Source organism: Mesorhizobium sp. WSM4820 (assembly GCF_055811075.1).
Genome location: NZ_JBVVQN010000002.1, coordinates 454,169 through 466,966 on the forward strand (window position 1 = coordinate 454,169; position 12,798 = coordinate 466,966).

Below are 12,798 nucleotides of genomic sequence, written 5' to 3' on the forward strand. Positions count from 1 at the left end.
ACGGTCTATCTTCGACCGCAAGCCGTCGAACAAAGGGGCAGGAGATGAGCAGCACCAGCCGCGAAGCCGATCTTGGTTCCGACAGATCGGGACCTTCCAAAATCACGCCGCTGCCGGCGCGCACCGCCGCCAACGCGCCGGCGCCGCAAGCGCACGGCATTGCCCGCAATCCCGGCATGAAGCTCGATCTCGGCTTCATGGAATCGATGCGCAGCGTCAACCGCTCGGCGCTGGAACGGCGTGTCGCCAGCCTGACCAAGCGGCGCTCGATCAAGGCCGACAACCAGGCCGCCTGGCTGCTGCGCGCCGTTGCCTGCATGGACCTGACGACGCTGAACTCGAACGACACCGACGAGCGCGTGCGCCGGCTGTGCGCCAAGGCGATCAATCCGTTCCGCCGCGACATCGTCGAAGGCCTCGGCATTACTGGCGAGAAGATCCGCCCGGCGGCGGTCTGCGTCTATCATCCCTTCGTCGCCACTGCCGTCGATGCGCTGCGCGGCAGCGGCATCCATGTCGCCGCCGTTTCCACCGCCTTCCCGCACGGCCTCACGCCACTTTCGACGCGCCTGCAGGAGATCGAAGCCTCGGTGAGCGACGGTGCCGACGAGATCGACGTCGTCATACCGCGCGGCCTGGTCTTCGCAGCGAAATGGCAGGAACTCTATAACGAGATCGTTGCGATGCGCGCCGCCTGCGGCGAGGCGCATCTGAAGGTGATCCTCGGCACCGGCGACCTTGCGACGCTGCGCAACGTCATGCTGGCGTCGATGGTGGCGATGATGGCGGGCGCCGATTTCATAAAGACGTCGACCGGCAAGGAAAGCGTCAACGCGACGCTGCCGGTCGGCCTTGCCATGGTGCGCGCCATCCGCGCCTATTTCGAGGAGACCGGCTACCTCATCGGCTTCAAGCCGGCCGGCGGCATTTCCACGGCAAAGGCGTCGCTCGACTGGCTGGTGCTGATGAAGGAAGAACTTGGCCGGCGATGGCTGGAGCCGGACCTGTTCCGCTTCGGTGCATCGAGCCTTCTGACCGACATCGAGCGCCAGCTCGAACATCACCTGACCGGTCATTATTCGGCCAATCATCGCCACGCGATGGCGTAGCGGGATCAGGGTGTTGAACGTGGAGTTCCGTGGCGCCCCCCTCTGTCCTGCCGGACATCTCCCCCACTTGGGGGGAGATTGGCCTTCATCTTTGATTTCGCCAACGGCCAACCTCGAAAAAAGAGGCGGTGTCGGCGAAACAGCCGATCTCCCCCCTAGTGGGGGAGATGTCCGGCAGGACAGAGGGGGGCGCCACAGAACGCCCACCCAGACGACTATCGGGAGCGCTCCATGAACATTCTCGAACGCTATCACGCCATGGATTACGGCCCGGCGCCGGAGGCCCGCAATGAGGCCGATGCCTGGCTTGCGGCGCGGGTTTTCTCCAAGGCGCTGTTCATCGGCGGCGACTGGAAGGCGGCCGCCAGCGGCAAGACTTTTGACACCAGCGATCCGTCATCGGGAAAATTGCTGGCAAAAGTGTCGGATGCCGGAGCTGCCGATATCGATGCGGCGGTTTCGGCCGCGACAAAGGCGTTGCCGAAATGGAGCGCCAGCTCCGGCTACAGCCGTGCAAAGGTGCTCTATGCCATCGGCCGCGCCATGCAGCGTCATCAGCGGCTGTTTGCGGTGCTGGAATCGATCGACAACGGCAAGCCGATCCGCGAAAGCCGCGACATCGATGTGCCGTTGGCCATCCGCCATTTCATCCACCATGCCGGCTGGGCGCAGGCGCTGGACAGGGATTTCCCTGATCAGAAGGGCGTCGGCGTCGTCGGCCAGATCATCCCGTGGAATTTCCCGCTGTTGATGCTGGCCTGGAAGATCGCGCCTGCGCTCGCCGCCGGCTGCACGGTGGTGCTCAAGCCGGCCGAGTTCACGCCGCTCACCGCCATCCTGTTCGCCGAGATTTGTCAGCGCGCCGGCGTGCCGAAGGGCGTCGTCAACATCGTCCAGGGCGGACCCGAAGCGGGCGCGGCAATCGTCAACCATCCCGGCATCCAAAAAATCGCCTTCACCGGCTCGTCCGAGGTCGGCAAGATCATCCGCAAGGCCACTGCCGGGTCGGGCAAAAAAATATCGCTGGAGCTTGGCGGCAAGTCGGCCTTCGTCGTCTTCGAGGATGCCGACCTCGACAGCGCCGTCGAGGGATTGGTCGACGGCATCTGGTTCAACCAGGGCCAGGTCTGCTGCGCCGGCTCGCGCCTTTTGGTGCAGGAAGGCATCGCCGAGGCCTTCATCGCCAAGGTCAAGACGCGGATGAGCCGGCTGCGCGTCGGCAGCCCGCTCGACAAGAACACCGATATCGGCCCGCTGGTCGACCTGACCCAGCTCGATCGCGTCAAGGGGCTGGTCGCCGAAGGCGCCAGGCAGGGCGCCGTCTGCTGGCAACCGGACGTGGCGCTGCCGTCTTCCGGTTATTATCACCTGCCGACACTCGCCACCGGTGTTTCTCCGGCCAATATCCTGGCCCAAGAAGAAGTATTCGGGCCGGTGCTGGCGACCATGACCTTCCGCAACACCGAGGAAGCGATCGAGCTCGCCAACAACACGCGCTACGGCCTGGCCGCCTCGGTGTGGAGCGAGAACGTCAACCTTGCGCTGCACGTCGCGCCGCAATTGAAGGCCGGCGTCGTCTGGGTCAACGGCACCAACATGTTCGATGCCGCCTGCGGCTTCGGCGGTTATCGCGAGAGCGGTTTTGGCCGCGAAGGCGGCCGCGAGGGCATGTTCGAATATTTCTCGGCAAAACTGCCTCTTGGTCCCGCCATCAAGCCGGCGGCGGCCGCCGCGCCGTCGATCGAGCGGACGGAAGGTGTTGCCATCGATCGCACGGCAAAACTGTTCATCGGCGGCAAGCAGGTGCGGCCGGACGGCAATTATTCGCTTGATATAGCCACCGCCAAGGGCAAGCTTGCCGGCGAGGTCGGGCTCGGCAGCCGCAAGGATGTTCGCGACGCCGTCGCGGCTGCACGTGCCTGCAAGGGCTGGCCGGAGGCGACCGCCTACAACCGCAGCCAGGTGCTGTATTATCTGGCCGAAAACCTTTCGGGCCGTGCCGGAGAATTCGCGGCGCGTTTAACGGAGCTGACAGGCGCCACCGCCAAGGCGGCGCGCGACGAGGTCGAGCAATCGATCGAGCGGCTGTTCCTCTATGCCGGCCTGGCCGACAAGTTCGAGGGCAGCATTCACCAGCCGCCGGCCCGCGCCGTCACGCTGGCGCTGCATGAGCCGGTCGGCGTCGTCGGCATCGTGGTATCAGACAATGCGCCTTTGCTCGGCCTGATCTCGCTGGTGGCGCCGGCGCTGGCCATGGGCAACACCGTGGTCGCGGTGCCTTCGGAAAAATATCCGCTGCTTGCCACCGATCTCTACCAAATCATCGAATATTCCGACGTTCCGGCCGGGGCCATCAACATCGTCACCGGCCGCAGCGCCGAGCTCGCCGGCGTGCTGGCCAGGCATGACGATGTCGACGGGCTGTGGGTGTTCGCCGATGCCGAAACCTGCGCCAGGGCCGAAGCCGCCTCCGTCGGCAATCTCAAGCGCGTCTGGACCGGCAACGGCCGCAGCCTCGACTGGGCGTCGGCCGAGGCCGCCGGCGATGCGTTGCTGCGCCGTGCCGTCGAGGTCAAGAACGTCTGGGTGCCCTACGGCGACTGAGCGTGTGTCGATTGTCGACGTCGGCGGCGCGCCTCACCTGCCTGCCGGCATCCTCTCCCCGTATAGTGACGGGGAGAAAGACGCTGCCTCGGCGCCGGGCTTGACGGGCCAAAAGATGTTCTTTACCGAGAAAAAACATTTGCCGCCCCTAGGCGAATAGCACCCGGGCGGCCACAGAGGGAGAAAAAAGCATGGCGGATCTGGCAGGCAAGATCGTTGTCGTCACGGCGGCGGCACAAGGAATCGGCCGGGCGAGCGCGCTGGCTTTCGCCAGGGCGGGCGCTGTCGTCCACGCCACCGACATCAACGAGGTGCTGCTCGCCGACCTCGGCAAGACCCCCGGGATCAACACCCGCAAGCTCGACGTGCTGAACGACGAGGCGGTCGAAACTGCCTTCGCCGAGATCGGCGCCGTCGATGTGCTGTTCAACTGCGCCGGCTTCGTCCATTCGGGCTCGATCCTCGAGATGAAGGACGCCGACCTCGATTTTGCCTATGATCTCAACGTTCGCTCGATGATCCGCACCATCCGCGCCGTGCTGCCCGGCATGCTGGAGCGCGGCGACGGCTCGATCATCAACATGGCGTCGCTGGCCGGCTCGACCAAGGGCGTGCCCAACCGCTTCGTCTACGGGCTGACCAAGGCGGCGGTCATCGGCCTGACCAAATCGGTCGCCGCCGACTATGTCGGCAAGGGCATACGCTGCAACGCCATTTGCCCGGGCACCGTCGAAAGCCCGTCGCTGGAGGACCGCATGCATGCGCAGGGCGACTACGAGGCGGCCCGCGCCGCCTTCATCGCCCGCCAGCCGATGGGCCGCCTCGGCACGCCAGAGGAAATCGCCGATCTCGCCGTCTATCTGGCCGGCGCCACCTATACGTCGGGGCAGGCTTATAATATCGACGGTGGCTGGTCGATCTAAGAGGCCTCCGGCCGCAACCAGGAGAAAAAGAATGAAACTGCTGCGCTATGGCGAGGCGGGGAGCGAACGCCCCGGCCTGCTCGATGCGGATGGAACGATCCGCGATCTCTCCGCCCATGTCACCGACATTGCCGGCAAGGCGCTCCACCCGGCATCGCTCGAAACATTGTCGAAGCTCGATCCGAAATCGCTGCCGGCGGTTTCCGGCAATCCCCGCATCGGCGCCTGCGTCGCCGGCACCGGCAAATTCATCTGCATCGGCCTCAACTATTCCGACCATGCCGCCGAGACGGGCGCCACCGTGCCGCCGGAGCCGATCATCTTCATGAAGGCAAGCTCGGCCATCGTCGGGCCTGACGACGACGTGCTGATCCCGCGCGGCTCGGTCAAGACCGACTGGGAAGTCGAGCTTGGCGTGGTCATCGGCAAAACCGCCAAATACGTCACCGAGGCCGAGGCGCTCAATTATGTCGCCGGCTACTGCGTCGCGCATGACGTGTCCGAGCGCGCCTTCCAGGCCGAGCGCCAGGGCCAGTGGACCAAGGGCAAGTCGTGCGACACGTTCGGGCCGATCGGCCCGTGGCTGGTGACCAAGGACGAGGTCCAGGACCCGCAGAACATCCCGATGTGGCTGAAGGTCAACGGCAAGACGATGCAGAACGGCTCGACCAGGACCATGGTCTATGGCGTCGCCTACCTGGTCTCCTATCTCAGCCAGTTCATGTCGCTGCATCCTGGCGACATCATCTCGACCGGCACGCCACCCGGCGTCGGCTTGGGCATGAAGCCGCCGGTGTTCCTGAAGCCCGGCGACGTCGTCGAGCTCGGCATCGAAGGGCTGGGCATGCAGAAGCAGACGTTCAAGGCGGACGCGTAGCGGCGCTCTGCCTTCTCCCCTTGTTGTGGGAGAAGGTGGCCTCGCCCACGAGTCTTGCCTCCGGCAAGCCCGAGGACAGGCTCCGCGAGGTCGGATGAGGGATGCTCCAGCTTGGCACGGACGGCATTCCTTCCAACACCCCTCTTCCGTCTCGGCGCTGCGCGCCGATCCACCTTCTCCCACAGGGGGAGAAGGAAAAAGGGGCGCTACTTCAGCACCTTGCCATCCGCTCCAAACCGATACGTCTTCGCCGGATCCGGCGTCGCATAAAGCGTGGCGCCCGGTTCGGCGTTGTAGACGCCAAAAATGCGCACGGTGATCAGCCCGGCCTTTTCGCAGTCGAGATAGAGGTTGGTGTCGGCGCCGAGGTGCTCGGCATGGACGACCGCGCCTTTCCAGGCGCCGGATTTCGCATCGACGGTCAAATGCTCGGGACGGACGCCAATGGTCTTGGCCGTCTCGCCAAGCCTGGCGCCGTCGACGAAATTCATCTTCGGCGAGCCGATGAAGCCGGCGACGAACTCATTCGCCGGCGCATTGTAGAGTTCCATCGGTCCGCCGATCTGCTCGATCTTGCCCGCGTTGAGCACGACGATCTTGTCGGCCAGCGTCATCGCCTCGACCTGGTCGTGGGTGACATAGATCATCGTCGCCTTCAGCCGGCGATGCAGCTGCGCGATCTCCAGCCTGGTGTTGACGCGCAGTGCGGCATCGAGGTTGGACAAAGGCTCGTCGAACAGGAAAAGCTTGGGCTCACGCACCACGGCGCGGCCGATGGCGACGCGTTGGCGCTGGCCGCCGGACAGCTCGGCCGGGCGCCTGGCGAGATAGGGCTCCAGCGACAGCATAGAGGAGGCGATGCCGATGCGGCGGTCGATCTCGGCCGCCGGCGTGCCCGCCTGCTTGAGGCCGAGGCCCATATTGTTCTTCACCGTCAGATGCGGGTAGAGCGCATAGGTCTGGAACACCATGGCGATGCCGCGCTTGGCCGGCGGGGTTGCGGAGACGTCCGCGCCATCGATGACAACCCGCCCCGAGGTCGAATCCTCCAGCCCGGCGATGACCCTGAGCAAGGTCGATTTACCACAGCCGGAGGGGCCGACGAAGACGACGAATTCGCCATCGGTCACTTCCAGGTTGATGCCCTTCAGCACCTCGACGGGCCCAAAGGCCTTCTTCACATTCTCGATGTTCAGCGCGCCCACGGCGTTCCTCCGGATTGGAATGTGGGCGCCAATGCACCCCCCTCTGGCCTGCCGGCCATCTCCCCCGCAAGGGGGGAGATCGGCAGCGTTTGCGTCGACGCCTGTTCTGCCGCGTCAAAAGTTGGCGAAACCGGTCGTGACATCCAATCTCCCCCCTTGCGGGGGAGATGTCCGGCAGGACAGAGGGGGGTGGCGTGGAACTCGACCCCTGTCACAGTCGCACCGCCTTCCCGCTGCGCACGCTTTCGTCGGCGGCAAGGCAGACGGCGAGCGACTTCACCGCGTCGTCCATGTGGCGGGAGAGATCAATATCCTCGCGAATCGCCTTCAGCAGAAAAGCCTGTTCGCGGTCGCAGAGATCCTGATGGCCGGGCTCGCCTTCCATCGACAGCAGCTCATCCGGCTTGGCGAATTTTCCGTCCGCGCCGGTCGCCGCGCTGTGCAGGCGGATAGTCGAGGTCCTGGTGTGGGTGTCGATGTCGTCGGATCTGACGCCCTCCTTCATGACGATCGACACGCAGCCCTTGGGCGAGATCACGTCCTTCACAAAAAAGGCGGTTTCCGAGATCATCGGCCCCCAGCCGGCCTCGTACCAGCCGACCGAACCATCGTCGAACAGCACCTGCAGATGACCGTAATTGTACATTGTTGGCGCAATCTCGTCGCTCAGCCGCAGCCCCATGCCGCGCACCTCGACCGGCCTGGCGTCGGTGATCTGCAGCATTACGTCGAGATAATGCACGCCGCAATCGACGATCGGCGACGTCGTCTGCATCAATTGCTTGTGCGTCTGCCAGCTATGACCGGAGGATTGCTGGTTGAGGTTCATGCGGAACACGTAAGGACCGCCCAGTTTTCGCGCCTCGGCGATCAGCCTGATCCAGGACGGGTGATGGCGCAGGATGTAGCCGATCACCAGTTTTCTGCCGTTGGCCTTGGCTGCGGCAACGACGCGTTTGGCATCCGCCACCGTCGTCGCCAGCGGCTTTTCGACAAAGACATGGCAGCCGGCCTCGAACGCCTTCACCGCATAGTCGGCATGGCTGTCGGAATAGGTGGCGATGCAGGCGATTTCGGGCCTCTCGTCGCGCAGCGCCTCTTCGAAGGAGCGCCTGATGCCGTAGCCGGAAAGCCCGGGCGGCAGCGGCACGTCCGAGCGGTTGACCAGCGCCGCAATCTGGAACCCCGGGTTGGTGTGATAGGCCAGCGCATGGCTGCGGCCCATATTGCCGAGGCCGGCGACGACGACGCGAAGAGGTTCGGTCATTTCAATCTGCCTTTTCTTGCCTGCGAGCTGCGAGAGCCACCATTACCTGTGGCTCGCATTCATCTGCGACCCGCAGAGCCGCTTCTTCACTGTCGCAGCGGGACAAAAGTCGGAAGCCATAGCCATCGACTCCTTCCTTGATCAGCGAAAGCCTCTGATCGTCAGGCAAGGGATGCTCAAGATTGAGCGCCAGCGTGAACACCTTCGACTGCTCGTCTTCCATCTGGGAATTGACGCGCCAACGAATATGACAGTTGAATTCTTTCGGCCGGCGTTCCTTCCCAAGCCGCGTAAACCACACAGCGGCGTTCATATAGAACTGCGCCCCCCAGGAAGACTTCTGAAGGTTTAGCAAGCAGATGGTCTCCGGCCACTCCCGGTAAAAATTCGTGGCGCGAACGCCTCGAAATCCATAGCGCCTTGCCGTCTCGGCAAGGCTCTGGGCGATAATCTCTCGACCATCACTCATTTGACGGCTCCGGAAGTAATGCCGCGGATCAGCTGCCGCGAGAAGATGACGTAGAGGATCAGCACCGGCATGATCGCCAGCGACAGTGCGGCAAGGATGGCGTTCCAGTTGGTGACGAACTGGCCGAGGAACAGCTGCGCGCCGAGCGTCACCGTCTTGGTTTCCTCCGACGGCGCCAGGATCAGCGGAAACCACAGATCGTTCCAGATCGGGATCATGGTGAAGACGGCGACCGTCGCCATCGACGGCCGCACCAGCGGCAGCACCAGCCGGAAGAAGATGGTGTATTCGGACAGGCCGTCGATGCGTCCGGCATTCTTCAGATCGTCGGAGACCTGCTTCATGAATTCCGACAGGATGAAGACGGCAAGCGGCAGGCCTTGCGCCGTATAAACCAGGATCAGCGCCGTCAGCGTGTTGACCAGTCCGCTCGCCACCATCAATTGCAGGATGGCGACAGTGCCGAGGCGGATCGGGATCATGATGCCGAGGGCGAGATAAAGCCCCATCAGCGAATTGCCGCGAAAACGGTACTCCGACAGCGCAAAGGCGGCCATCGCGCCAAACAGCAGCACGAAGAACAGCGAGGCGACGGTGACGACAAGGCTGTTCTGGAAATAGTGGATGAAATCGCCCTGGCCGATGACGGTGGTGTAGCCGATCAGGTCGAAGGTTTTCGGCGTCGGCGGCGTCAACGGCGCGCCGAAGATGCCGGCGCGGGATTTAAACGAATTCATGATGACGATGATCACCGGAAACAGCGCGATCACCGTGTAGGTCAACAGCACCGCATGGGCGCCGATGGTGCGGGGCAGGGAGTGGGTCGCCGTGCTCATGTCCGGCCCCCTAAAACTGATAGCGACGCAGGCGCGTCTGGACGAGGAACAGGTAGACGCAGACGCCGCCAAGGATGATCAGGAACATCATCGTGGCGATCGCCGCGCCCATGTTGGGATCGCCGACCTGCAGCTGGAAACCGAAGAAGGCGCGGTAGAGGAAGGTGCCGAGAATATCGGTCGAATAGTTCGGCCCGGCCAGCGCGCCTTGCGCGGTGTAGATCAGGTCGAAGGCGTTGAAATTGCCGACGAAGGTGAGGATCGAGATGATGCCGATCGACGGCAGGATCAGTGGCAGCTTGATCTTCCAGAACTGCGACATGCCGGTGATGCCGTCGCATTCGGCGGCTTCGATCACCTCCTCGGGGATCGACAGCAGCGCGGCATAGATCAGCATCATCGGGATGCCGACGAACTGCCACACCGAGATCAGGCTGAGCGTGGTCAGCGCATATTCTTCTTTGCCGAGCCACGGCGTGAACAGGCTTTTGAGGCCGACGAGATCCATCAGGTTCGGCGCCACACCCCACAGCGGCGACAGGATCAGCTTCCAGGCGAAGCCGACGATGACGAAGGACAGGATCGTCGGGACGAAGATCGCGGTGCGGTAGAAGGCGGAGAATCTCAGCCGCGGGCTGGACAGCAGTGCGGCCAAAAGCACCCCGATCGGATTCTGCACGATCATGTGGATGATGAAGAACCAGACGTTGTTGCGCAGCGCGTTCCAGAAATTGACCGACCAGTTGGGATCGCCGAACAGCTTGCGAAAATTTTCCAGCCCGACGAAGACCTGGGCCTGGTCGATGTTGCGGAACAGCGAAAGCTGCAGCGTGCCGGCCAACGGCAGGATCATGATCGCCGTATAGACCAGCACCGCCGGCGCCAGGAAGACGACGATATGCCAGCGGAACGGTCGTTTCGGTGCTGCGGCCATGCGTTCGGTCCCCGCCGATCAGGTTCTTGCGATGCTTTCGACGGCAGCGCTGCCCCTCACCCTGACCCTCTCCCCGTGAAGGACGGGGAGAGGGGGGCGTCAGCGCCGGAGCTTCTCCCTTCTCCCCGTCACTATTCGGGGGAGAAGGTGCCGGCAGGCGGATGAGGGGCGGCGCCGTCGGTTGCAGTCGATGCTATCGAAAAAAGCAGAGCCGTCCACTTGCGACGGCCTTGCTTCTATCTGCGCTCTTACTTCGCCGGCTTATACCAGCTGTCGAGGCCGTCCTGCAGCTTCTTGGCGGCAGCTTCCGGCGTGACGGTGCCGTTGATGACGTTGGCCGATTCAACCCACGTCTCGTTCTCGAGATTCGGCGTGCCGCGCGACAGGATCTGATAGGTCGAGCGGATCGTCGACTTGCACTTGTCGCGCCAGGAGACGAATTCCTGCGCCAGCGGGTCTTCCATCTTCACCGGGGTGTTGTTCAGGCTGAAGAAGCCCGGCAGCGCGTTGGCGTAGATGGTGGCGAAATCCGGCGAGGCGACCCAGGTCAGGAAGGTTTTTGCCGCATCCGCATTCTTCGACGCCGCATTGAGGCCCATGCCGATGTCGGTGTGGTCGGAGATGTAGCAGGTGTCGCCGGCCTTCGGCACCGGCGGCGGGAAGGCGCCCATCTTGAACTGCGCCTGGGTGTTGAACAGGCCGATCTCCCACGAGCCGGCCGGGTAGATGGCGGCGCGGCCGAGGGTGAACAGGTTCTGGCTGTCCGGATAGGTCTGTGCCTCAAAACCGTCGCCGAGATACGGCTTCCACTTGGCGAGTTCGGCAAACGGCGTAACCCACTGCGGATCGGTCAGCTTCTGCTCGCCCTTGATCAGCGCCAGACGGCCTTCTTCGCCCTTCCAGTAGTTCGGGCCGATGTTCTGGTAGCCCATGGTCGCGGCTTCCCAGAGATCCTTGGTGCCCATCGCCAACGGGATGTAGGTGCCGTCGGCCTTGATCTTGTCGAGCGCGGCATAAAACTCCTCATTGGTCGTCGGCACCTTGATGCCGAGCTGGTCGAAGGCGTCCTTGTTGTAGATGAAGCCGTGGATGACGGAAGCCATCGGCACGCAGAAGCTCGCCTTGCCGTCGTCGGTCTGCCAGGCGGCCTTGGCGACGTCGGAAAAATTCTCCATGCCGGGCAGCGTCGAGATATCGGCGAGATTGCCCTTCTTGAACAGCTCCAGCGACTTGTCGAACGGGCGGCAGGTGATCAGGTCGCCGGCCGAGCCGGCGGCGAGCTTGGCGCCCATCGCGGCGTCATATTCGGTCGGCGCCGACGGCGCGAACACCACCTTGATGCCCGGGTTCTTGGCCTCAAAAGCCGGGATCAGCTTGTCCTTCCAGATGGCAAGGTCGTCGCCGCGCCAGCTTTCGATGTTGAGCGTTACGTCCTGGGCATAGGCCATTCCGGCCGAGCCGAGAATGCTGGTGCCGAGAAGCAGTGCCGTCAGTAGTTTGGTTGTCATGCTCAGTCTCCCTGTTGACCTTTTTCAGGTTCGGTTTTGAGAACAGAGGCTTTCTGCCTCATGCTCCCCTCGATCGCGGAAAGCGCCGGACGCAGTTTTTGGCCGGTCCCTTCCAGTAGCTTCTGCGCCGCGTCGGCATTTGCCGCGCCGGCGGCGAGCAGAATGGCGGTCTTGACGACGCCGCCGCTGTCCTCGAGCAGGCGCGCCGCATCGTCCCTGCTGCGCCCGCTGATGGCGGCGACGATACGGGCGGCGCGGTCGCGCAGCTTGATGTTGTCGGCCATCAGATTGACCATGTAGCCGTCATGGACATGGCCAAGATGGATGGCGGCCAGCGTCGATAGCATGTTGAGCGCGATCTTCTGGGCGGTGCCGGCGCCCATGCGCGTCGAGCCGGCGATCAGCTCCGGCGGCGTTTCGAGCAATATGGCGATGTCGGCCAGCCGAAGCAGCGGCGCACTCTTGTTGTTGGCGATGGCGATGGTCGCCGCCCCCCGGCGCCTGGCGTCCTCGATCGCCCTGACCGCATAGGGCGTCGAGCCGCTGGCCGAGACCGCGATCAGGCAGTCGCCCTCGCCGATGCCGGCAGCGGCAACCGCTGCCGAGGCTTCGTCGGTGTCGTCCTCCGGCCCGCCGGCCAGTGTCTTGAAGGCATCGTCGCCACCGGCGATCAGGATGGCGATACGATCGCGCTGAATGCCGAAGGTGCCCGGCAGTTCCAGCGCATCGGCCAGCGCCATCAGGCCCGAGCTGCCGGCCGCCGCGTAAGCGAGCTTGCCGCCGCTGTTCAGCCGGCTGGCGATGATCTCGGCGGCTTTGGCGATGGCGGGAACGGCGCCGCGCACCGCCTTGGCGGCCTCGATCTGCGCGTTGGCCAAAAAGGAAAGGATGGCGTCCGGAGCCTGGATGTCCAGCCCCTCGGCATTCTGGTGAAGCGCTTCAGTGCGCGTTTCGGCCATCCGCTTTCCCTCCAATCCAGAAAACAATACCAAAAAAATACCACTTGTCCACACGCATTAGCGATTTCCCTGCCTCGGAACTGGTCTTTTGTCAAAATGCATAGGTT

The 12,798-nt window shown here is 63.7% G+C and carries 11 protein-coding genes; 4 read left to right on the forward strand and 7 right to left on the reverse strand.

What is annotated here, in order from left to right; all coding sequences use genetic code 11:
• The first annotated feature begins 44 nt into the window (after positions 1-44).
• The 4 genes from deoC to AC0L2R_RS05605 all read left to right on the forward strand — a co-directional run bounded on the left by deoC (position 45) and on the right by AC0L2R_RS05605 (position 5,513).
• Positions 45-1,109 carry a deoxyribose-phosphate aldolase gene (deoC, locus tag AC0L2R_RS05590; protein ID WP_473508000.1) on the forward strand — a complete coding sequence of 355 codons (1,065 nt, stop codon included), beginning with the start codon at positions 45-47 and terminating at the stop codon, positions 1,107-1,109.
• Between the two features lie 231 nt (positions 1,110-1,340).
• Positions 1,341-3,713 carry an aldehyde dehydrogenase family protein gene (locus tag AC0L2R_RS05595; protein WP_473508001.1) on the forward strand — a complete coding sequence of 791 codons (2,373 nt, stop codon included), beginning with the start codon at positions 1,341-1,343 and terminating at the stop codon, positions 3,711-3,713.
• 191 nt (positions 3,714-3,904) lie between these two features.
• Positions 3,905-4,636, forward strand: a complete 732-nt coding sequence (locus AC0L2R_RS05600; protein WP_473508002.1) for an SDR family oxidoreductase — start codon at positions 3,905-3,907, stop codon at positions 4,634-4,636.
• Positions 4,637-4,667: 31 nt separating this feature from the next.
• Positions 4,668-5,513, forward strand: coding sequence for a fumarylacetoacetate hydrolase family protein (locus AC0L2R_RS05605; protein ID WP_473508003.1), 846 nt, complete (start codon positions 4,668-4,670; stop codon positions 5,511-5,513).
• Between the two features lie 206 nt (positions 5,514-5,719).
• Here the strand turns inward: AC0L2R_RS05605 and AC0L2R_RS05610 are convergent, their stop codons facing one another.
• The 7 genes from AC0L2R_RS05610 to AC0L2R_RS05640 form a co-directional block, all read right to left on the reverse strand.
• Positions 5,720-6,718: an ABC transporter ATP-binding protein gene (locus tag AC0L2R_RS05610; protein WP_473508004.1), complete on the reverse strand. Its 999-nt coding sequence runs from the start codon at positions 6,716-6,718 to the stop codon at positions 5,720-5,722.
• Between the two features lie 211 nt (positions 6,719-6,929).
• Positions 6,930-7,985, reverse strand: coding sequence for a Gfo/Idh/MocA family protein (locus tag AC0L2R_RS05615; protein WP_473508005.1), 1,056 nt, complete (start codon positions 7,983-7,985; stop codon positions 6,930-6,932).
• Position 7,986: 1 nt separating this feature from the next.
• The gene (locus tag AC0L2R_RS05620) at positions 7,987-8,454 is read right to left on the reverse strand and encodes a DUF4304 domain-containing protein (protein WP_473508006.1); all 468 of its coding nucleotides are present in this window, start codon (positions 8,452-8,454) and stop codon (positions 7,987-7,989) included.
• The gene (locus tag AC0L2R_RS05625; protein ID WP_023801468.1) at positions 8,451-9,290 is read right to left on the reverse strand and encodes a carbohydrate ABC transporter permease; all 840 of its coding nucleotides are present in this window, start codon (positions 9,288-9,290) and stop codon (positions 8,451-8,453) included. Before AC0L2R_RS05625 ends, AC0L2R_RS05620 begins: the two co-directional genes overlap by 4 nt.
• 10 nt (positions 9,291-9,300) lie before the next feature.
• Complete coding sequence (locus AC0L2R_RS05630) at positions 9,301-10,224, reverse strand: carbohydrate ABC transporter permease (RefSeq protein WP_473508007.1); 924 nt, start codon at positions 10,222-10,224, stop codon at positions 9,301-9,303.
• 248 nt (positions 10,225-10,472) lie between these two features.
• Entirely contained in the window at positions 10,473-11,732 is a 1,260-nt protein-coding gene (locus tag AC0L2R_RS05635) for an ABC transporter substrate-binding protein (RefSeq protein ID WP_473508008.1), read from the reverse strand.
• A 2-nt stretch (positions 11,733-11,734) separates the two neighbouring features.
• Positions 11,735-12,691 carry an N-acetylmuramic acid 6-phosphate etherase gene (locus tag AC0L2R_RS05640; RefSeq protein WP_473508009.1) on the reverse strand — a complete coding sequence of 319 codons (957 nt, stop codon included), beginning with the start codon at positions 12,689-12,691 and terminating at the stop codon, positions 11,735-11,737.
• Positions 12,692-12,798 lie beyond the last annotated feature (107 nt).

Excerpts from the sequence above, each read along its gene's own strand:
- deoC (WP_473508000.1), top strand. The coding sequence starts at position 45 with ATGAGCAGCACCAGCCGCGAAGCCGATCTTGGTTCCGACAGATCGGGA.
- AC0L2R_RS05595 (WP_473508001.1), top strand. The coding sequence starts at position 1,341 with ATGAACATTCTCGAACGCTATCACGCCATGGATTACGGCCCGGCGCCG.
- AC0L2R_RS05600 (WP_473508002.1), top strand. The coding sequence starts at position 3,905 with ATGGCGGATCTGGCAGGCAAGATCGTTGTCGTCACGGCGGCGGCACAA.
- AC0L2R_RS05605 (WP_473508003.1), top strand. The coding sequence starts at position 4,668 with ATGAAACTGCTGCGCTATGGCGAGGCGGGGAGCGAACGCCCCGGCCTG.
- AC0L2R_RS05615 (WP_473508005.1), bottom strand. The coding sequence starts at position 7,985 with ATGACCGAACCTCTTCGCGTCGTCGTCGCCGGCCTCGGCAATATGGGC.
- AC0L2R_RS05620 (WP_473508006.1), bottom strand. The coding sequence starts at position 8,454 with ATGAGTGATGGTCGAGAGATTATCGCCCAGAGCCTTGCCGAGACGGCA.
- AC0L2R_RS05625 (WP_023801468.1), bottom strand. The coding sequence starts at position 9,290 with ATGAGCACGGCGACCCACTCCCTGCCCCGCACCATCGGCGCCCATGCG.
- AC0L2R_RS05630 (WP_473508007.1), bottom strand. The coding sequence starts at position 10,224 with ATGGCCGCAGCACCGAAACGACCGTTCCGCTGGCATATCGTCGTCTTC.
- AC0L2R_RS05635 (WP_473508008.1), bottom strand. The coding sequence starts at position 11,732 with ATGACAACCAAACTACTGACGGCACTGCTTCTCGGCACCAGCATTCTC.
- AC0L2R_RS05640 (WP_473508009.1), bottom strand. The coding sequence starts at position 12,691 with ATGGCCGAAACGCGCACTGAAGCGCTTCACCAGAATGCCGAGGGGCTG.